Source organism: Sphingomicrobium lutaoense (assembly GCF_014195685.1).
GTDB classification, from domain to species: Bacteria; Pseudomonadota; Alphaproteobacteria; order Sphingomonadales; family Sphingomonadaceae; genus Sphingomicrobium; species Sphingomicrobium lutaoense.
In genome coordinates, this window is sequence record NZ_JACICF010000001.1 from 666,413 (window position 1) to 686,876 (window position 20,464).

A 20,464-nucleotide genomic window follows, 5' to 3' on the forward strand; every position below is an offset into this window, starting at 1 on the left:
GTCCCGCGCAGCGGTTGAAACCAACTTGGCGTCTGCATATTTCATGTATCGAGATCATCATATCAATTGAAACGAGCGACGAATATTGTCGCGAAAGGGAAGGACATTCATGAAAATCCTGATGGCCGGTTGCGGAAAGATGGGCGGAGCGATGCTGCGCCGCTGGACGGGAGGCGACCTGCCGCCGATCACGGTCGTCGATCCTGCTGCCATCGAGACGCCGCAGCGGGTGCGCCACTTGCGCAGCCTGGATGCGCTGGAAGGCGAGAAGTTCGGCCTGCTGATCGTGGCGATCAAGCCGCAGATGATGGAGGAAGTGCTGCCGACCTATGCCGATCATATCGCGCATGACGGCTTTGCGCTGTCGATGGCGGCAGGTGTGTCGGCCGAGCGGATTTCGAGCCTGTTGGGCGGCGTACCGACGGCGCGCGTGATGCCCAACCTGCCGGCGGCGATGGGGCGCGGGATGAGCGCGCTTTATGCCCAGCCCGAGGTGAGCGCGACGCAGCGGCTGCTGGTCGGCAAGCTCGTCGGGGCAACGGGCGAGACCGCCTGGATCGAGGATGAGGAAAGGATCGACCTTTTCACCGCGCTGGCCGGGTCAGGCCCCGGCTATGTGTTCGAAATCATGCGGGCAATGCAGGACATTGCCGAAGCGCGCGGCTTCGCGCCCGAGGAAGCGCGTCGGATCGCGGTCGAGACCGTGTCCGGCACGGGCGAAATGGCGCGCCGCGAAGACAAGTCGCTCGAAGAATTGCGCAACGATGTGACGAGTCCGGGCGGCACGACCGATGCCGGGCTGTCGGTGCTGCGCGAAGGGGGCGCGATCGAGGACCTCCTGGGGCGGACGGTGGACGCCGCCCATGCCCGGGCGGTCGAATTGCGCTGAACCTTCGCCGCGCCCGACGATTAATCAGAATATGGAGAAGAATATGGCCGATATCGAGCCGACCGACGCCAAGAGCTATGTGGACGAGCTGGCACGACGCGCAAGGAGCGCGGTTGCCCAGCTTGCCACGGCTTCGACCGAAACCAAGAACAAGGCGATCCGCGCCGGGGCCGATGCCCTCATCGAGCGGCAGGAGAAGATCCTGCGTGCCAATGCGCGCGACGTGGACAATGCCCGCAAGGCCGGGAAACCCGATGCCTTCATCGACCGCCTCGCGCTTGACGAGGGGCGCATCGAGGCGATGGCCGAGGGAATGCGCACCGTCGCCGATCTCGACGATCCGGTGGGCCGCGTGCTGGCCACCTTCGACCGTCCCAACGGCCTCAAGATCGAGCGCGTCGCGGTGCCGATCGGGGTGATCGGGATGATCTATGAATCGCGCCCCAATGTCGGCGCCGACGCCAGCGCGCTCTGCCTCAAGAGCGGCAATGCCGTGATCCTGCGCGGGGGGTCGGACAGCCATCATTCGGCAGGCGAAATCAATGCCGCGATCGCCGAAGGGCTGAAGGCCGCCGGACTGCCCACCGAAGCGGTGCAGATCGTCGGCACGACCGACCGCGCCGCGGTGGGTGCGATGCTCGAGGCGGTGGGCAAGATCGACCTCATCATTCCGCGCGGCGGCAAGTCGCTGGTCGAGCGGGTGCGCGACCAGGCCAAGGTGCCGACGCTGCTGCATCTCGACGGCAATTGCCACAGCTATGTCCATGCCAGGGCCGATCTGGATAAGGCGGTTTCGGTGGTGCAGAATGCCAAGCAGCGCCGTCTCGGCGTGTGCGGCGCGACCGAGAGCCTCGTGGTCGATCGCGACGTGGCAAAAGACTATCTGCCGAGGCTCGCCGAAGCGCTGGGCGATTGCGAATTGCGCGGTGACGAGGAGGCGCAGCGTATTCTGCCGGGGATCAAGGCCGCGACGGCCGAGGATTGGGACACCGAATATCTCGACAATATCCTGTCGGTGAAGGTGGTCGATGGTCTTGAAGATGCGATCGACTTCGTGTCGGCGCACCATTCGGGCCATACCGATGCGATCCTGACCGAGGACGAAGACGCGGCGCGGCAGTTCATGACCCGCGTCGACAGCGCGGTGGTGATGCACAATGCCTCGACCCAATTTTCCGACGGTGGCGAATTCGGCATGGGCGCCGAAATCGGCATCGCGACCGGCAAGATGCACGCGCGCGGCCCCGTCGGGCTCGAGCAATTGTGCAGCTTCCATTATCGCGTCCATGGCGAAGGGCAGACGCGGCCCGCTTAGCTTGGTTTGACAAGCAAGGTCCCCTAGCGCAATAATTTGCTCCATGTTGTTCATGTGGGGCAAGCTGGCGGGGGCATTGTTCGCCTTGGGATTGGCGGGAGCGCAAGCCGGGCCTTCGGCCGGGCGCGGTCCCATCATCGATATGCATCTCCATGCCGTGGCGGCGGATCATAACGGTCCGCCGCCGCAGCATATGTGCGCGCCAATGGAGCGTTTTCCGGCATGGGACCCGGCGACCGACTATCGCGAACATTTCAAGGCGGTGACCCGCGACGGTATCGCGTGCGATAATCCCATCGTCTCGGCGGCGAGCGACGAGGCGCTGCGCGACCGCACGATCGAACTGGTCGAGAAACATGACATCTTCGCCGTGCTGGGCGGTTCGCCCGAGAAGGTCGCCGAATGGCGCGATCATGCGCCGGGCCGTTTCCTCCCGGGCTTCGACCTGAGCCTTCCGCGCGAGGATACGGCCGAGAAGCTGCGCGCGCTCCATGCCGAGGGCAGGCTATCCGTGCTTGCCGAGGTCCAGGTGCAATATTTCGGGATCGGGCCCGATGACGAGCGGATGGAGCCCATCTGGGCGCTGGCCGAGGAGCTCGATATTCCGGTCGGCATCCATATCGGGGAGGGTCCGCCGGGCACCGCCTATCTCGGCCTGCCGTTCAAGGCGGCGCTGGGCGATCCCCTGCTTCTGGAGCCGGTGCTGCTGCGCCACCCGAAATTGCGGGTCTATGTCATGCATGCCGGCTTTCCCTTCCGGGACCGGATGAAAGCGCTGATGATGGCGCATCCGCAGGTTCATGCCGATGTGGGCGTGCTGGCCTATACGCGGCGACCCTCGCAATTCCACGGCTTTCTCTGCGACCTGGTCGATGCCGGTTTTGGCGACCGCATTCTCTACGGCACCGACCAGATGGTCTGGCCCGACACCATCCCGCTGGCGATCAAGGCGATCGAGACGGCACCCTGCCTCGATGCGCAGCAGAAACGCGATATCTTCTACAATAACGCCGCGCGTTTTCTTCGCCTCGACGAAGCGACCATCGCGCGGCACCATGCGATCGCCGCTGCCACGCCCTGAAGGGCGCCGAGCCGGGGTTTGATCAGATCGGATTGGCGGGGCAGTAGCGCGCCAGATATTCCTCATGAGTGGGCATATGGTCGACCAGATATTGGATTGACTTCTGGATCTCGCCCAATTCCTTCGACAGGCCGGGTTCGGCCACCGTGCCTGCCATCGCGTTGGTGCCGATGGGACTGATGCCCTGGCCGACCATGACCGCGACCCAGCTGGTCGCAGTGAAGAGTTCGTCATCCTCTCGGAAGATCTGGCCGTTGAGGCGGAAAAGCTCGATCTTTTCCTTGAGCGTGTCGGGGATTTCCATCGTCCGGCAGTAATTCCAGAACTCGCTGTCGTCGCGTTCAGTGGATTTGTAATGCAGGATGAGGAAGTCGCGGATCCGCTCATATTCCTTGCGGGTGAGGCGGTTAAAGGCCTCTTCCTGTTCGCGCGTCACGCCGTCGAGCGAAAGCAGGGCGACGAGCTTGTTCACCGCGGTGTTGATGAGGTGGATCGAGGTCGATTCCAGAGGCTCCATGAAGCCTGCCGAGAGGCCGATCGCGACCACGTTGCGGTTCCAGAATTTCTTACGGCGGCCGGTTACGAAGCGGAGGAAATTGGGATCGGCCTGGATTTCCCCGTCGACATTGGCGGCAAGGATGTCGTGCGCCTTTTCATCCTCCATATAGGCGGAGCAATAGACATGGCCGTTGCCGTTGCGCTGTTGCAGCGGGACGCGCCATTGCCAGCCCGCGCTGTGCGCGGTGGCGCGGGTGTAGGGCAGGATGTTGCCATCGCCCGCCGAGGGGAGGGCGACCGCCCGGTCGCAGGGCAGCCAGTGGGTCCATTCCTCATAGCCGGACTTCAGTGCCTGTTCGATGAGGAGGCCGCGAAAGCCGGTGCAGTCGACGAAGAAGTCGCCCGCGATTTCCTGCCCGCCTTCGAGGCGGATCGCTTCGACGAAGCCGCTTTCGGAATTGAGCTGGACATCTTCGACCTTGCCTTCCTGCCGCTTCACGCCGCGCGCCTCGGCGTGGCGGCGCAGGAACTTGGCGTAGCGGCCGGCATCGAGATGATAGGCATAGTTGATCGGCGGCAAATCCTCGCGCTGCGCGGGGTCGGTCTTGGCGAACTTGCGCTGCATCGCTGCCTGGGTTTCGGGGCTGAAGGCGTGGAGCGGGCGCGGGTCGCCCGCGAGGCGATATTTGAGCCAGATCTGGTGGAAGGCGCAGCCTTCGATATCGTAGCCATAATTTCCGAAGGGGTGGAAATAGCTGTCGCCCCGGCGCTGCCAGTTGAGGAAGTGGATGCCGAGCTTGAAGGTGCCTTGTACCGCCGAGAGCATTTCGGCCTCGTCGATGCCCAGGAGGCGATTGAAATCGACGAAAGGCGGGATAGTCGCTTCGCCCACGCCCACGGTGCCGATCATCTCGGATTCGACGAGGGTGATGCTGACGGGATGGGCGTCGACCAGCTTGGAAAGCGCTGCGGCGGTCATCCAGCCCGCGGTTCCGCCGCCGACGATCACGATCCTGCGAATGGCCATCGAGCCCTGTCTCCCCCGCTACACGCCATGCCTGTGCCAATGCGGCAACACTCATCAAGCATGACCGCCAGAGGCGAGGCAAGGCTTAGCGGGAAAGTCCCGAAATGTGAACGTTCATCTTGGACTTGTGAACGCTCACAATTTGCGATAACACTGGCGTAACAATCGCGTTTTTGCGCTTCGCCAAAACTCGTCAGGGGAGGATCATTTTGGCCATCGACAAAGAGCATCCGGAGACTTTTTCCGCCGCGCGCATGCTGGCCACCGTGTCGAGCGTGGCCTTGTGCATGGCGATGACCCAGCCCGCGCACGCGCGGGACACGCAGGAAGCGCAGGACGAGGAAGAAGTGCAGGAAGGCGCGGGCACCGATGCGCCAGTGATCGAGGAAGACGATACGATCGTCGTTACCGGTTACCTCCAGAGCCTCGAGAATGCGCAGGCGATCAAGCGCGACGCCGATACTTTCGTCGATGTCATCACCGCCGAGGATATCGGCGCGCTTCCCGACCGGTCGGTTGCCGAATCGCTGCAGCGGGTTCCGGGCGTCAATATCTCGAGGTTCGAACAGCGCGACGATCCCGACCGTTTCTCGGTCGAGGGCTCGGGTGTCATCATTCGCGGTCTCCCCTATGTCCGCTCGGAGTTGAACGGGCGTGACATCTTTTCCGCGAACGGCGGCCGGGTCCTCGGCTTCAACGATGTGTCCCCCGAACTTTTGGGGCGCGTCGAAGTGTACAAGAATCTGACCGCCGACATGGTCGAGGGCGGGGTCGCGGGTCTCGTCAATCTCGTCACCCGCAAGCCGCTCGACAATCCGGGCCTCAAGATCGCGGGAACGATCGAGGCCAATGTCGGCGACCTAGCCGAAAAATGGTCGCCGGGCTTTTCGATCCTCGCGTCGAACAGCTTCGATTCGGGCGACATGGAGTTCGGCATCCAGCTTGGCTATGCGCAGCAGGAACTGGTGACGCGGACCGACGCCTCGCAGATCACCGATCCCTGCTATCGCGCCGAAACGCTGGACGGGCCGTGCGTCCGCTTCGCGCCGGTGGGTTCGGGCGGCTATGGCGACGTCATCTTCGGTGCGGACGAGTTCCCGCCCGCCAACACGGTGGTGGCGCCGAAGGGTGCGGGCGTGCGCACCACGGGCCTCGAACGCGACCGCCAGGCCTATTCGGCGGTCATGCAAATGGAATCGAAGGACGGTTCGGTCGGCTTCACGGTCGAATATCTGCGTGCCGAGACCGATGCGAGCATCAACGAGTTCGCGGTGCTGGCGCAGGTCAATGACGACAATCTCTTCCCGGTGATCGCGCCCGGCACGACCCCGGTGATCGACGGCAACCAGGTGGTGTCGGCGACGCTGACCCAGAACAGCTTCGGCATTTCGGGCATTCCCACCGAGACCCTGCGCTTCCAGCGCAAGGACGAAGCGATGACCGAGGATCTGTCGGGCACCCTTCAGATCAACCCGACCGATCGGCTCGCACTCAATTTCGAGGGGCAATATATCAATTCGGACCGCAGCGAGGATGGCATCATCCTGGCGATGCGGTCGTTCACCGATATCTTCTTCGACAATTCGGGCGAGACGCCGGTGGTGCAGTTCCTCCAGGCGGGGCAGGGCAGCACGGGCAATGCGACCGAATATCTCAACGATCCGGCGGCGATCTATTACTGGTTCCATCTCGACAACCAGGTTCGCAATGAGGGCAAGCTCTATTCGCTGCGCGCCGATGCCGATTACGACCTCGAAGATACCGGTCTTGGCCCCGTCAAGGGCGTGCGGTTCGGGGCGCGTTGGTCCGACCGCAATCGGGTGACGCGCAATGCCAATTTCGCCAACTGGAGCAATCTTGGCGACACCTGGACCGGCCGCGGAGGCAATTGGAACTGCGGCGATCCGCAAATCTTCGGCTGCGGCGGGGCCTATGCCTTCGATTTCCCCGAATCCTACGATACCTTCAATCCGTTCGGAGACGATTTCCAGCGCGGCAATGTCGCGGTGCCCGTGGGGCCGGCGATCTTCTTTGGCGGAGACGACCTGGTCGCGGCCTATCTCGACCGGTCGCTCGAGGACCAGCTCAATGCCATCAAGGCCTTCACGATCACTCCCGAGGGGCGGCCGCTGATCTACAGCCGTGGAGGACTGGTCTCCGGGCTGCCGTTCCTCGATGGCGAGATTTCGGACGTGGACGAGGAAACGCTGGCCTTTTACGGGCGGGTCGATTTCGGGCACGAGTTCGCGGGCGGCGTGAGCGTCGATGGCAATTTCGGGCTTCGCTATGTCGAGACGACCGTGGGCAGCGCGGGCGAATTGCAGGCGATCCCCGCAGCCTATGTCGATGATCCCATCTATGAGATTCCGGGCGATCCGACCTCGTTCAATCGCGGGGGCGATGGCGACGGGATCGCCGAAGTGTCGGACATCCAGAACCGCTGCGCCAATATCCCGGGAGGACAGACGCGGCCCGGCTATTGCGACCTGTCGGCGGCGCGGCAGGCCGAGTTCGTCGGCGCGCTGACGGGCGAGATCGTCGATGACAGCGCCGACATCGTCTATGACAATTGGCTTCCGAGCTTCAACATCAAGGTCGATGTGGGCGGCGGACTGTTGTTCCGCGGGGCGGTGTCGAAGGGCATCTTCAGGCCCGACATGGCGGCCTATCGGACAGGTGGTTTCCTGGGTGACAATACCCGTACCCTCGTCGCCGAAGGGACGACCGCGACCGGGCCGCTCTTCTCGATCTTCACGGGTAACCGCCTGTTGAGGCCGCTCGAAAGCTGGAATTACGACCTGTCGGCCGAATATTATTGGGCGGACGTGGGGTCAGTGACCATGTCACTGTTCCAGAAGGACTTTTCCAAGCTGTTCGGCTTCGGTCCGAGCGTGCGGCCGATCGATATCGGCGCCAGCGAGGACGTGCCGTTGCTGGTGACGGGGCCGGTCAATTTCGGTGAAGCGACCCTGAAGGGCGCGGAACTCGCCTATCAGCAGCAATATGACTTCCTGCCGGGTGCGCTGGGTGGCTTCGGCACCCAGCTCACCTACACCTATGTCGATGCGAGCGATTTCGGGAGCGAGGGGGACATCCTTCCAGGCCTGCCGTTCCCGGGCGTGTCGAAGCATACCGTCAACGCGGTGCTCTTCTACGAGAAATACGGATTGTCGGCGCGCGCGGCCTATCATTGGCGCTCCGATTTCCTGCAGACGCCGCGCGACGTGATCTTCCCCTTCTCGCCCATCTATGGCGAGGAAACGGGGCAGCTCGATGCGTCGATCTTCTATTCGATCACCGACAATGTGAAGATCGGGGTGCAGGGCGTGAACCTTCTCGACGAAGTGACGCGCACCACCCAGGTGATCGATTATGACGGGACGCGGCTGACGCGTTCGGCCTTCCGCAACGACCGGAGGTTCACCTTCCTCTTGCGGTTCGATTTCTAGGGAAGCGAGAGCTTTACCAATGGGGGTGATGGGCTGCCGCTTTGCGCGGTGGCCCATCTAGCTTTAGGCTGGTGGCGCGGAGGCAAGCGAAAGGTTCGGGCGATGCGGGCAGGCTTGATCGGGGCGATGGTGCCGGGTGCGCTTCTGATCGCGGGATGCGCGGCGGGCGTGACGGATCGCGGCGGCCACGAAGGCTGGAGCCTGGTCTGGGCCGACGAGTTCGACGACAGCCGGATCGACACGCACAAATGGGATTTCGACCGCGATTGCTGGGGCGGGGGCAATGAAGAGCGGCAATGCTATACCGACAGTCCGCGCAACGCCTTCATCGAGGATGGCAAGCTCGTCATCATGGCGCGACGGGAAGAGGCGAGCGGGCCTGCCTGGCCGCCGCACCTGCGCGCCGCGCAGGACGATCCCGACCGTGTCGCGCACAAGCCCTTTACCTCGGCCCGGCTGGTGACCCGGGGCAAGGCCGCCTGGCGATATGGAAAGGTCGAGGTTCGAGCCAAACTGCCGCAGGGGCAGGGGACTTGGCCGGCGATCTGGATGCTGCCCGAGGACGGGAATTATGGCGGCTGGGCGGCATCGGGCGAGATCGACATACTGGAAGCGGTCAATCTCGGCGTGGCCTGCGCCCAATGTCCGAGCGGGCGCGAGGATCGCATCCTGGGTACGCTTCATTATGGCGGGCAGTGGCCCGACAATGAGCATGTCTCGACCGAAGTGCATCGGCCCGAAGTGCTCGAAGGTTTCCACACTTTCGGGATCGTCTGGCGGCCCGGCCGGTTCGACTGGACCTTCGATGGGAAGGTCTTTGCCAGCCGCGAAGCGGACGAGTGGTGGACGTCGGCATCCGAGAATGCCGAGGCGCCGTTCGACCGGCCGTTCCATCTGATCCTCAATCTCGCCATCGGCGGGAAGCTGTCCGAAGAGCGCGGGATCGGCGGTGTCGACGAGAGCGGATATCCCAAGTGGATGGAAGTCGACTGGGTGCGGGTCTGGCAATGCGACCCGCCCGGTGGCTGCGCCGCGCCCTAGCGGACCGAGCGGATCCCCATCACCGATGCCGCGGCCACGAGCGCGGCGAGCGTGCCCAGCCCGATGAGAAGCCGAAGCGCTCCGCCCGGCAGGTCGCCGCTGCTGAGCAGAAGGGCCGCCGAAGGCGCGATGATCGCGGGCAAGGTGTTGGTGAGGTTCATCAGCCCCAGATAGGTGCCCCGCCGCCGGTGCCCCGCAAGCATCTGGGCGACCAGCGCCGAATCGACCGAAAGGAAAGCGGTGAGGCAGGCGGTGAACAGCGCATAGGCAGCGAGAATGACTCCCCAATGGCTTCCCCATGCCAGGAGCGCGAGCGCCAGCGCGACGCCGCAGGCGGTGAGCGCGAGCGGGACGCGGCGCTTGCCCGCCACATCGCTGATCCGGCCCGCGATGATCCCCGCGCCCAGGGACATGATCGTGGCGATGAGGCTGAGGGTTGCCACGCCCGCCGAAGCTGCCTGATCGGGATAACCTGCCGCCCCCGAGGCGATGCCGTCGACGTAAAGATAGAGATAGGAAAGCATGATCGCCGCGCCGGTCTGCACCGTGAGGCGCGCCACCCATGCCAGCGCGAAGTCCCGGCCCAGCGCGGCGCCGCGGTCGGCGGGCGGTTCTTCGCGGGCGATGAGGGGGAGATCGGCTGGCCAGGCGATGAGCAGCGGAAGGATGAGCGCGGCAATGATGCCCGCGAGGAGGAGGAAGGGCCAGCCGCTGTCCGCCGAGCCGAGATAGCCGAGCAGGGTGATGGCAAGGCCCGCAAGCGGGAGCGCCATGCCCAGCCAGCCCGCGATCCAGCCCTTGCGTGCGTGCGGCACATGGTCAGCGAGAAGCGCGCCGATGGGCGCGAACATGAGGTTGAAGCTGGCCTGGAAGACGATGATCGCGGCGAACAGGGTGAGCGGCGTGCGCGCATCGGCGAACAGCGCATAGCTGGCGAGGAGCGCGGCAAGCCCGAGAGCGATCGGCATGCGGCGGTTGCCGTGGCGGCGGATCCAATAGTCGCTGAAGGCACCGGCGGCGATGTTGGCGAGGCTGGCGGTGACGCCGCCGACGAGGAGCAGCCAGCTCAACAGCGTGATCGGTTCGTCGGCCGCGATCGCCGCCACGCGGCGGGGCAGGAGCAGGACCAAGAGCGGGAGGAAGGCGATGAACGCGCCCAGATTTGCGAGGATGTAGAGCGGCGTGAAACGCGCCTTGTTCATCGCGGGGCAGGACCGGTGGTTTCGCGGACGATGAGGTCGAAGGGCAGGCAATGATCCCCGTTGGCGGGCTGTCCCTCGGCGGCGTCCATCAAAAGTTCGCAGGCGCGCGCGATCATCGCGGCGGTGGGCTGGCGGATGGCGGTGAGCGGCGGGACCGCGAAACGCGCGCCCGGCGTGTCCTCGAAGCTGATCAGCGAGAGCTGTTCGGGCACCTCCACGCCGAGCTTGCTGGCGACATGGAGGAGAGCGAAGGCCATTTCGTCATTTTCGGCGATCACTGCGGTGGGTCCGCCATTTTCGAGCCAGTCGCGCGCGATCGCGCCTGCCTTGTCGAAGGAATAGCCGCCCTCCGCGATGAGCGGTTCGAGGCCCGCATCCTTCATCGCATCGCCATAGCCTTCGCGCCGGACGAGGCTGGCCTCATAGCTGCGGTCGCCCGCGAGGAAGGCGATCTTGCGGTGGCCGAGGCCGGTAAGATGGTCGACCGCGGCGCGGGCCGCGCCCGCATCGTCGAAATGGACGCAAAGCGCATCGCTGTTCGCATCGGGCAGGGCGATCCGCGCGAAGGGACGGCCCCGTTCGCGCAGCAGCGCGGCGAGTTCTGGATTTTCGCTGTGCGGCTGAGTGAGGATGATGCCGTCAGGCTGCAGGCTGGTAAGCACGCGGCGGACCTGTTCGACCGCCTTGCCCGTCTCGGTGTCGATGAGTTCGAAGAGCATGTGATAACCGCGCGCTTCGCAGGCGAGCATCCCGCCGTAGAGCATCTGGTCGACCCAGTCGTTGCCATGGCCCGCGGCCCAATTCTCGATCGTGCGTTCGCGGTCGTTGATTGCCATGATGAGGAAAGAGCGCGCGCCGCCCATGCGCCGTGCCGCGAGGTTGGGGACATAGCCCAGTTCGGCAATCGCCGTTTCGATCTTTTCGCGGACCGCGGGCTTCACCCCGGGCTTGCCGTTGATGACGCGGCTGACCGTCTGGCGCGATACGCCAGCAGCCTTTGCGACATCTTCGATCGTGATCGACATCGCTTTCCTGCATAACTGCACGCGCATCGTTCGTCGATGGCCAAGGAATGCCAAATTTTTGGCAATTGTGAACGTTCACTATTTATCCTATGGTCGCCGACGCAGGTTCGCCCCGCGCGAAGTGCGCCGGGTCCTTCACCCTTCACCCCGGCGCTGCTTTTTCGACGCGGGGCGCCTGCAAACGAACAGGAAGCGATCCGTTTGACGAGCCTTGGGGGGAGATTATCGATGCGCCTAGCCACGAGCATGGCCGCGCTGGCACTGGCCGGTTGCGGTGCGCCACTGGCGACAACTCCCTTGGAGCCTGCCGGCGTGCAGGCCCGGGCGAGCGAGGATGCGCAGGTCGAGGCGCTGCTTTCGCGGATGAGCCTCGAGCGCAAGGTCGCGCAGCTCGTCATGCCCGATATCGGGTCGATCACCCCCGAGGATGTCGAACGTTATCGGTTCGGGGTGATCCTCAATGGCGGCAATTCGGGGCCGAACGGGAACGATCTTGCCCCGGCGCCCGAATGGCTGGCTCTTGCCGATGCCTATTGGGATGCCTCGACGCGGCCTCATGAAAATGGCGAGCCGGTCATCCCCTCGATCTGGGCAACCGACGCGGTGCATGGCCATGCCAACGTGATGGGCGCGACCATCTTTCCCCATAATATCGGGCTGGGCGCGACCGGCGATGCCGACCTGGTGCGGCGGATCGGCGAGGTTACCGCGACCGAAATCGAGATCACCGGCATCGACTGGACCTTTGCCCCGACCATCGCGGTGGCGCGCGACGATCGTTGGGGGCGGACCTATGAAAGCTATTCCGAGGATCCCGCCCGGGTCGCGGCGCTGGGTGCGGCGATGACGCTGGGGCTGCAGGGTCGCCGCGGCGTTCCCGACTATCTCGGCGAGGGGCGGGTGGTTGCCACCGCCAAGCATTTCTTCGGCGATGGCGGAACCGAGCAGGGGGTCGACCAGGGCGACGTGAATGGCGACCTTGGCGAATTGAAGCGCATTCATGCCGCGCCTTATCCGTCGGTGATCGACGCCGGGGTCGAAAGCATCATGGCGAGCTTCAATTCGATCAACGGGAGCAAAATGCATGGCAATGCGACACTGCTCACCGATTATCTGCGCGGCGAACTCGGGTTCGATGGTCTCGTCGTGGGGGACTGGAACGGGCATGGGCAGGTGAAGGGCTGCACCAACAGCGACTGTCCGCAGGCGCTGATGGCGGGGCTCGATGTCTATATGGTGCCCGAGGATTGGAAAGCGCTGTACGAGACTTTGCTCGAACAGGTGCGCGACGGGACCATCCCGATGGCGCGGGTCGATGAAGCGGCGGGCCGGGTGCTCCGGCTGAAACTGCGGGCAGGACTGCTGGGTGATGTGCGCCCGTCGGAACGCGCCAATGCGGGAGAATTTTCGCGCCTCGGGGCGCCTTCGCATCGCGCGGTCGCACGCGAAGCGGTGGCCAAGTCGATGGTGCTGTTGAAGAATGACGGGGTGTTGCCCCTCAAGGCCGGTGCCAGATTGCTGGTCGCGGGCGAGGCGGCGAATTCGATTGCGCGCCAGTCGGGCGGCTGGACGCTGACATGGCAGGGCGGTGGGGAATTGACCAACGGGCATTTCCCGGGCGCGACCTCCATCTATGACGGGATCGCCGCCGCGGCGAGCGAAGCGGGTGGATCGGCGCGGCTTTCCGAGAATGGCGAGTATGACGAGCGGCCCGATGCGGCGATCATCGTCTTTGGCGAGGAGCCCTATGCGGAGTTTGCGGGAGACCGGAAGGATCTGGTCTGGCGCGACGAGGAAGGGCTGGAATTGCTTCGCCGCTACCGCGCGGCGGGAATACCGACCGTCGCGCTGTTTCTTTCGGGGCGGCCGATGTGGGTCAATCGCGAACTCAATGCCGCCAATGCCTTTGTCGCGGCCTGGCTGCCCGGCAGCGAAGGCCAGGGAGTTGCCGACGGGCTGTTCGGGCGGACGCCGTTCAGCGGGCGGTTGAGCTTCAGCTGGCCCGGCGACTGCACGCGGCCCGTGGTCAATGAAGGAGCGGAAGGGACGCTCTTCCCGCTGGGCTATGGCCTCGAGGGAAGCGCCGAATGGAAGCCCTTGTCCGAGGATTGCGCATGGCTGGCTTCGGGCGATGGCGAGCGGATGCTGTTCGGGGCGGGGCGGCTTGGCGACGAAGTGAGCGCCACGGCAGGCGCGACCGCGCTGGCAGACCTCAAGGGCCGAGCGCAGGGCTTTGCCGCTTCGGGGCTCGATATCTCGGCGCAGGAGGATGGGAGGCTGCTTCGATGGACCGGGCCGCAGCGGCTTCGGATCCGTTGGCCCGAGGAAAGCGAGGGCGGCAGCGTGGTGATCCGCTACCTTGTCGGTCAGCGGCCCGAGGGAGCGGTGCGGATCGAGGCCGGGTGCGACGGGCCTGCCTGCAAGGCGAGCCGCGACATCGGCGCGGAGATGGCGCTGGCCGCCGGCAAGGGCGAGCGGGTGATGGTCATCACCGGCCAATGCCTGCCGATGGGAAGCGGCGATATCGCCATCAGCGCCGATGCGCCTTTCGAGATGAAGCTGGTTTCGGCGGTACGCAGCGACGCCCAGGCCGAGGCCGAATGCAGCTTCTAGGCAAGGTCCGCCTGCCTTGACATGCCGTGTCGGTGCCTTATCAAGCTAATACAGCTTGAGCGAGGAGATTTGGCATGAAGAGCGGCCTGACCCTGATCCTGACCATGGCACTGGGGGGAACGGCGCTGGCCGCGCCGCCCGATCTTGCGGTCAAGGTCGATGCCTATCTCGATCATGCCTTCGTCGCCGACGGGCCCGGCGTGGCGGCCAACATCGTCGATGATGGCAAGATCGTCTATCATGGCGCTCGGGGAATGGCGGATGTCGAGGAGGGCGTGCCGCTTCGGCCCGACAGCCGCTTCCGGCTGGGGTCGATCACCAAGCAGTTTGCTGCGGCGATGATGATGAAGCTCATCGAGGAAGGGCGCGTCTCGCTCGACGATCCCCTGAACCGATATGTCTCTGATTTTCCCAGGGGTGACTCGATCACCATCCGGCAGTTGCTCAATCACACTTCGGGCATCCGCAGCTATACCTCGATCGCCGAGCTGATGACCGAGGCGGCTGCCAATCGCGACCTCAGCACCGACGAAATGATCGCGCGCTTTCGCGACCTCGACCCCGATTTCGAACCCGGGAGCCGCTTTGCCTACAACAATAGCGGCTATGTGCTGGTCGGTGCGGTGATCGAGGCGGTGACGGGCAAATCCTGGCACGAGGCGGTGCGCGAGGAATTGCTGTTGCCTCACGGGATCGAGGGCATCGTCTATATGGGTGCCGAGGATAGCGATCCCGAGTTGGTCGGGGGCTACAGCATCTTTGCCGACCAGGTCATTCGCGCTCAGAAGATCCACGGCAGCGTTCCCCATGCCGCCGGAGCCTTGAGCGGCGATGTGGAATCGGTGTGGCAATGGTATGCCGCATTGTTCGGCAATGAGATTGTCGGCGAGGAGAGCCTTGCCGCGATGACGACGCCCACGAAGACCGGCGACGGCGAGGAAGTCCCCTACGGTTTCGGACTGGGGATGGGCGAAATCCTCGACCGGCGCGTGGTCGGGCATGGCGGGGGCATTTTCGGTTTCCAGGCCGACAGCAAATATCTTCCCGACGAGGACCTGTTCGTCGCGGTCTTTGCCAACAGTGACCAGTCGGCGGTGAGCCCGGGGGCGGTGACGGCGCGGCTGGTGCACCTGTCGCTGGGGCGCGAAGTTCCCCTGCTGGAGAAACAGGCTTTCGACGAGGAAGCGCTGTCGCCTTTCCTCGGTCGCTATCGCTTCGGCGAGGATTATCGCGATTTCTTCATCCGCGACGGCAAGCTGTTCACGCGGCGCAAGGACAATGCCGAGGTCGAGGCATATGCGGCGGGCGACGGCACCTATTTCTACGGGCCGGGATCGATGACCTTTTTCCGCCTTGCCCATGCGGACGGCGAGCCAGTGATGCGCTTCCATTCGGGCGGAGCCGAGGAGCCGGACATCGGCACTCATGCGGGCGAGATCGTCGAGGAGGCCTGTATCGGTCTCAGCGAGGCGCAACGCGCCGCGATTGTCGGCGTCTATCGCTTTCCCTTTGGCGATCTCACCATCGCGGAAAGCGGAGCGGGCGGCGTGAGCGCGCAGCTCAGCGGCCAGCCGTCGATCGATCTCGATGCACGCAGCGCGACCGAACTGCTGGCGAGACGGGTGGGCGCGCGGCTGGTGTTCGAGGTGGAGGACGGGCAGGCCAAGGCCGTGACGCTCTACCAGGGCGGACAGGAAGCCACCGCGCCGCGAACCGACTGACGAGGATCGGAAATACAGGGCATGAAAAAAGCCCGGGCAGTGGAGGTGCCCGGGCTTCTCTTGCGTGACGATTGCTCGTCAGCCCCCAGTTGCTGCCAAGGAAAGAGCAAAGCAGCGAGACGAACGCTAGGGGGCAATTTGCCATCTTGTCACCCCTTTTGACGGTAGCCATGCCCAATTGCCGCAATGCTGTTGCGATTCCGCCACGCTGGTGAGAGGGCCAGAGAGAGGGTTTGCCTTGCCGGACGCCTCGCCCTAGGGCAGAGCCTTCGCATTCGCAGCAAATTCGTGGAGCCCCTTCGTGCGCCTTTCCCAGTCTTTCCTTCCGGTTCTGAAGGAATCGCCTTCCGACGCCCAGATCGCCAGCCACAAGCTGATGTTGCAGGCCGGACTGGTCCGTCAGACCGCCGCCGGCATCTATGCCTGGCTGCCGCTTGGCTGGCGCGTGTTGCAGAAGGTCGAGCAGATCGTCCGCGAGGAACAGGACCGCGCCGGGGCGCAGGAAATGCTGATGCCCACCATCCAGCCCGCCGACCTGTGGCGCGAGAGCGGGCGCTATGATGCCTATGGACCCGAGATGCTGCGCATCAAGGACCGGCACGACCGCGAGATGTTGTATGGTCCGACCAACGAGGACATGATCACCGCGCTGTTTCGCGACGATGTCAAAAGCTATCGCGACCTGCCGCGTATGCTCTACCATATCCAGTGGAAGTTCCGCGACGAGGTGCGGCCCCGTTTCGGGGTGATGCGCGGGCGCGAATTCCTGATGAAGGACGCCTATAGCTTCGATCTCGACGAGGCGGGCGGGCAGCGCAGCTATTATCGCCAGCTGCTGGCCTATCTGCGCACTTTCCGCCGGATGGGTATCAAGGCGGTGCCGATGCAGGCCGACAGCGGGCCGATCGGCGGCAAATTGAGCCATGAATTCATCATCCTTGCCCCCAATGGCGAGAGCGAGGTTTTCTACGATGCCGCCGTCGAGTCCATCGATCTCGACCGGCCCGGCCTTTCCTATGACGATGATGCGGGGCTCGCGGCCCTGTTCAACGAAGTCACCGGCTCCTACGCCGCGACCGACGAGACGCATGACCCCGCGCGCTGGGCGATGGTCGACGACAAGGCCAAGCGCACCGGGCGCGGCATCGAGGTCGGCCATATCTTCTATTTCGGCGACCGTTATTCGAAGGCGATGGGCCTCAAGGTGTCGGGTCGCGATGGCGACATGGTGACGCCGATGATGGGTAGCTATGGCGTGGGGGTCTCGCGCCTCGTCGGGGCGATCATCGAGGCGAGCCATGACGACAATGGCATCATCTGGCCCGAAGCGGTCGCGCCCTGGAAAGTCGGAATCGTCACCATGCGCGCCGATGACGAGGCCACCGTGGCGGCGGCCGCGGACCTTTACCAAAAGCTCGGCGCGGCGGGTGTCGAGACGCTTTATGACGACCGCGACGAGCGCGGCGGCGTGAAGCTCGGCGGGATGGACCTGATGGGCCTGCCCTGGCAGATCATCATCGGCCCGCGCGGGCTGAAGGATGGCGTCGTCGAAGTCAAAAACCGCGCCAGCGGCGAACGGGAGGAATTGACGCCCGAAGCTGCGCTGGCCAAGCTGACTTCATGATCCTCAATCGCCACGAGCGCATGATCGCTCGGCGCTATCTCCTTCCGCACAAGGGGGAAGGCTTCATCTTTGTCGTCGCCGGTTTCTCGGTCGGCGCGGTCGCGCTTGGCGTTGCCGCGCTGATTGCCGTGATGAGCGTGATGAACGGTTTCCGGGCCGACCTTTTCGACCGGATCGTGGGCCTGAACGGCCATGCCATCGTGCAGGGCTATGACGGGCGCCTGTCCAACTGGGAGGAAATCGCCGAGGAAGCGCTGGCATTGCCTGGCGTGACCGCCGCGCAACCGCTCATCGAGCAACCGCTGATGGCCTCGGCCAACGGGCGTGTCGAAGGCATCCTCCTTCGCGGGGTCGAGGTCGAGGATATCCGCGGCAATCCGATGATCGCCGACAATGTCACCACGGGCGACCTCCAGCAAGTCGTGCCCGGAAGCGACAATGTCGCCATCGGGGCGCGGCTCGCCGATGCGCTGGGCGCCTATCCCGGCAGCGAGATCTCGCTGATCAGTCCCGAAGGGCGTTCGACTCCGGTGGGCACGGTGCCGCGCATCGTTACCTATCGCGTGGCGGCGATCTTCGAGGTCGGGGTCTATGACTATGACAATGCCTTTGTCGTCATGCCGATGGAGGATGCGCAGACGCTACTGATGCTCGGCGACGATGTGGCGATGGTCGAACTGGAAGTTGCCGACCCCGACAAGGTAGGCGAGATTCTCGCGCCGCTGCGTCCCCGTGTGCAGAACTATGGCGTGATCGTCGATTGGCGGCAGATGAACAGCGCGCTGTTCGAGGCGCTCGAGGTCGAGCGGGTGGTGATGTTCATCGTCCTGTCGATCATCATTCTCGTCGCCGCGTTCAACATCGCTTCCTCGTTGATCATGCTGGTGCGCGCCAAGCGGCGCGACATCGCGATCCTGCGCACCATGGGGGCGAGCCGTTCGGGGATGGGCCGCATCTTCATGACCGTGGGCCTGTCGATCGGTTTCGTGGGCATTTTGATCGGATCGCTGCTGGCGACGCTGTTCCTCATTTTCCGCCAGTCGGTGGTCGATGGCATCCAGGCGCTGTCAGGGCAGGAATTGTGGGATCCCTCGGTGCGCTTCCTCACCGAATTGCCGGCGCGCACCGATCCGTTGGAAGTGGTAGCGATCATCGCGACGACGCTCATCATGGTTTTCTTCTTCACCCTGTTCCCGGCGCGCAAGGCTGCGTCGACCGATCCCGTCGAGGTGCTTCGCTATGAGTGAGCCGGTCATTGCCGTCCAAGGACTGAAGCGCAGCTTCACCCAGGGCGAGGTGACGATCCATGTGCTGCGCGGCGTGGACATGACGATCGCGCCGGGCGAGATCGTTGCGCTGTTGGGGCCTTCGGGGGCGGGCAAATCGACGCTGTTGCAGGCAATCGGCCTTCTCGAAGGAGGGTTCGAGGGGTCGATCCGCATCGGCGGGCGCGAAGCCGCCAGGCTGTCGGCCGACGAGCGGACCGAATTGCGGCGCGATACCCTGGGTTTCGTCTATCAGTTCCACCATCTGCTTCCCGATTTCGATGCGCGCGAGAATGTCGTGCTGCCGCAGTTGATCAGCGGCGCATCGCGCGAGGAAGCCGATGCGCGCGCCGACGAATTACTGTCGCGGCTCGGACTTGGCGACCGGCTCGACCATCGACCGTCCAAGCTGTCGGGCGGCGAGCAGCAGCGGGTCGCGGTGGCGCGCGCTCTGGCCAACAAACCGCCCCTGGTGCTTGCTGACGAGCCGACCGGAAATCTCGACGAGGCCACGGCGGACCGTGTGTTCGCGGCTTTCCTCGACCTCGTACGGGCCGAAGGGTCCGCGGCGCTGGTTGCGACGCATAACGAGCGGCTCGCGGCGAAAATGGACCGGGTCGTGCGACTGAAGGATGGGCATCTGTCATGAGCGAAATTTACTCTCTTCCCGTCGAAAGGCCCGGGGAGGGAGTGGGGACGCTCGAACCCTATCGGGGCCAGGTGCTGCTGATCGTCAACACCGCGTCGCAATGCGGTTTTACCCCTCAATATGAGGGGCTGGAGAAGTTGCAGCGCGACTATGGGGAGCGGGGTTTCTCGGTGCTCGCTTTTCCCTGCAACCAGTTCGGGCAGCAGGAGCCGGGATCGGACGCCGAAATCGCCCAGTTCTGCGAAACGGGGTTCGGGACGAGCTTTCCGATCTTTTCCAAGGTGGACGTCAACGGGGAGGGGGCTGCGCCGCTGTTCCGGCATCTCAAGCGCGAAGCGCCGGGCGTGCTCGGGACGCAGCGGATCAAGTGGAATTTCACCAAGTTTCTCGTCGATCGCGAGGGACGGGTGGTCGATCGGTTCGCGCCGCAGACCACGCCCGATGCTATAGCGAAGAAGATCGAGGCGCTTCTGTAAGGAAAGCGCGAGACAGACAAGAGGGGGAAGAGATGGTTCCGTTCATGATGCTCCTGGCCGCGCAGGCCGCACCGGCAGCCTGTACGAGCGAGGCCCATGACGCCTTCGATTTCTGGGTCGGCGACTGGTCGGTAAGCGTGGCATCGAGCCGCCAGACGGTGGCGAAGAGCCGGATCGAGAAGCTCTACAACGGCTGCGCGGTGCGCGAGAATTGGATGCCCGCCAATGGCAATGAAGGCGGCAGCCTCAACAGCCTGGGTTCGGATGGCCGCTGGCACCAGCGCTGGGTCGGCTCGTCGGGCGAGACGGTCGACTTTACCGGCGGTCTCAATGACAAAGGCGAGATGGTCCTGACCGGTTGGTGGGCCGGCTATGCCGGGCCCGGCAACGACCGGCTTGTCCGGATGACCTATACCAAGAGGGACGATGGATCGGTGCGGCAGCATGGCGAAATCTCGACCGATCATGGCACCAGCTGGAGCACCGGTTTCGACTTCGTCTATTCGCCCGCCGAGGCCGAATAGAAATTAGTTGGGGATAAGGGAGCGAGGCTCCTTTTCAGCGGGGCCAAGGGGCGTCATAGTGCCCT

15 protein-coding genes are annotated in these 20,464 nt (G+C 64.3%); 12 read left to right on the top strand and 3 right to left on the bottom strand.

Annotated features, from left to right (window positions below; translation table 11 throughout):
* Window positions 1-109: 109 nt before the first annotated feature.
* Genes FHS50_RS03135 through FHS50_RS03145 form a run of 3 tightly spaced genes read left to right on the top strand, consistent with a single transcriptional unit; the run spans window position 110 to window position 3,285 of the window.
* A complete protein-coding gene (locus FHS50_RS03135; protein WP_183932919.1) occupies window positions 110-889 on the top strand; it encodes a pyrroline-5-carboxylate reductase family protein in 780 nt (259 codons plus the stop codon).
* Window positions 864-2,204, top strand: a complete 1,341-nt coding sequence (locus FHS50_RS03140; protein WP_183932920.1) for a glutamate-5-semialdehyde dehydrogenase — start codon at window positions 864-866, stop codon at window positions 2,202-2,204. Before FHS50_RS03135 ends, FHS50_RS03140 begins: the two co-directional genes overlap by 26 nt.
* A gap of 43 nt (window positions 2,205-2,247) precedes the next feature.
* Window positions 2,248-3,285, top strand: a complete 1,038-nt coding sequence (locus FHS50_RS03145) for an amidohydrolase family protein (protein ID WP_183932921.1) — start codon at window positions 2,248-2,250, stop codon at window positions 3,283-3,285.
* Window positions 3,286-3,307: 22 nt separating this feature from the next.
* On the opposite strand, the gene FHS50_RS03150 is transcribed toward FHS50_RS03145, so the two are convergent.
* Window positions 3,308-4,810 (bottom strand): tryptophan halogenase family protein, encoded by a 1,503-nt coding sequence (locus FHS50_RS03150; RefSeq protein WP_183932922.1) that lies wholly within the window; start codon window positions 4,808-4,810, stop codon window positions 3,308-3,310.
* 209 nt (window positions 4,811-5,019) lie between these two features.
* Here FHS50_RS03150 and FHS50_RS03155 point away from each other — a divergent pair, with 209 nt between their 5' ends.
* Window positions 5,020-8,259, top strand: a complete 3,240-nt coding sequence (locus tag FHS50_RS03155) for a TonB-dependent receptor (RefSeq protein WP_246332936.1) — start codon at window positions 5,020-5,022, stop codon at window positions 8,257-8,259.
* Between the two features lie 102 nt (window positions 8,260-8,361).
* A complete protein-coding gene (locus FHS50_RS03160; protein WP_246332937.1) occupies window positions 8,362-9,300 on the top strand; it encodes a glycoside hydrolase family 16 protein in 939 nt (312 codons plus the stop codon).
* On the opposite strand, the gene FHS50_RS03165 is transcribed toward FHS50_RS03160, so the two are convergent.
* Both FHS50_RS03165 and FHS50_RS03170 read right to left on the bottom strand, forming a co-directional pair.
* A complete protein-coding gene (locus FHS50_RS03165) occupies window positions 9,297-10,502 on the bottom strand; it encodes an MFS transporter (RefSeq protein ID WP_183932923.1) in 1,206 nt (401 codons plus the stop codon). The genes FHS50_RS03160 and FHS50_RS03165 overlap by 4 nt on opposite strands.
* Complete coding sequence (locus FHS50_RS03170; protein WP_246332939.1) at window positions 10,499-11,527, bottom strand: LacI family DNA-binding transcriptional regulator; 1,029 nt, start codon at window positions 11,525-11,527, stop codon at window positions 10,499-10,501. Before FHS50_RS03170 ends, FHS50_RS03165 begins: the two co-directional genes overlap by 4 nt.
* Before the next feature lie 228 nt (window positions 11,528-11,755).
* Here FHS50_RS03170 and FHS50_RS03175 point away from each other — a divergent pair, with 228 nt between their 5' ends.
* From FHS50_RS03175 to FHS50_RS03205, 7 genes are all read left to right on the top strand, one after another.
* Window positions 11,756-14,140 (top strand): glycoside hydrolase family 3 protein, encoded by a 2,385-nt coding sequence (locus FHS50_RS03175; RefSeq protein WP_183932925.1) that lies wholly within the window; start codon window positions 11,756-11,758, stop codon window positions 14,138-14,140.
* Between the two features lie 74 nt (window positions 14,141-14,214).
* Entirely contained in the window at window positions 14,215-15,861 is a 1,647-nt protein-coding gene (locus FHS50_RS03180) for a serine hydrolase domain-containing protein (protein ID WP_183932926.1), read from the top strand.
* Between the two features lie 301 nt (window positions 15,862-16,162).
* Entirely contained in the window at window positions 16,163-17,485 is a 1,323-nt protein-coding gene (gene proS / locus FHS50_RS03185) for a proline--tRNA ligase (RefSeq protein WP_183932927.1), read from the top strand.
* Window positions 17,482-18,732 carry a lipoprotein-releasing ABC transporter permease subunit gene (locus FHS50_RS03190; protein ID WP_183932928.1) on the top strand — a complete coding sequence of 417 codons (1,251 nt, stop codon included), beginning with the start codon at window positions 17,482-17,484 and terminating at the stop codon, window positions 18,730-18,732. Before proS ends, FHS50_RS03190 begins: the two co-directional genes overlap by 4 nt.
* Window positions 18,725-19,399: an ABC transporter ATP-binding protein gene (locus FHS50_RS03195; protein WP_183932929.1), complete on the top strand. Its 675-nt coding sequence runs from the start codon at window positions 18,725-18,727 to the stop codon at window positions 19,397-19,399. Before FHS50_RS03190 ends, FHS50_RS03195 begins: the two co-directional genes overlap by 8 nt.
* Window positions 19,396-19,875: a glutathione peroxidase gene (locus FHS50_RS03200; RefSeq protein WP_183932930.1), complete on the top strand. Its 480-nt coding sequence runs from the start codon at window positions 19,396-19,398 to the stop codon at window positions 19,873-19,875. The genes FHS50_RS03195 and FHS50_RS03200 overlap by 4 nt, the downstream gene beginning before the upstream one ends.
* Window positions 19,876-19,907: 32 nt before the next feature.
* Window positions 19,908-20,399, top strand: a complete 492-nt coding sequence (locus FHS50_RS03205) for a sialidase family protein (RefSeq protein ID WP_183932931.1) — start codon at window positions 19,908-19,910, stop codon at window positions 20,397-20,399.
* Window positions 20,400-20,464: the final 65 nt, after the last annotated feature.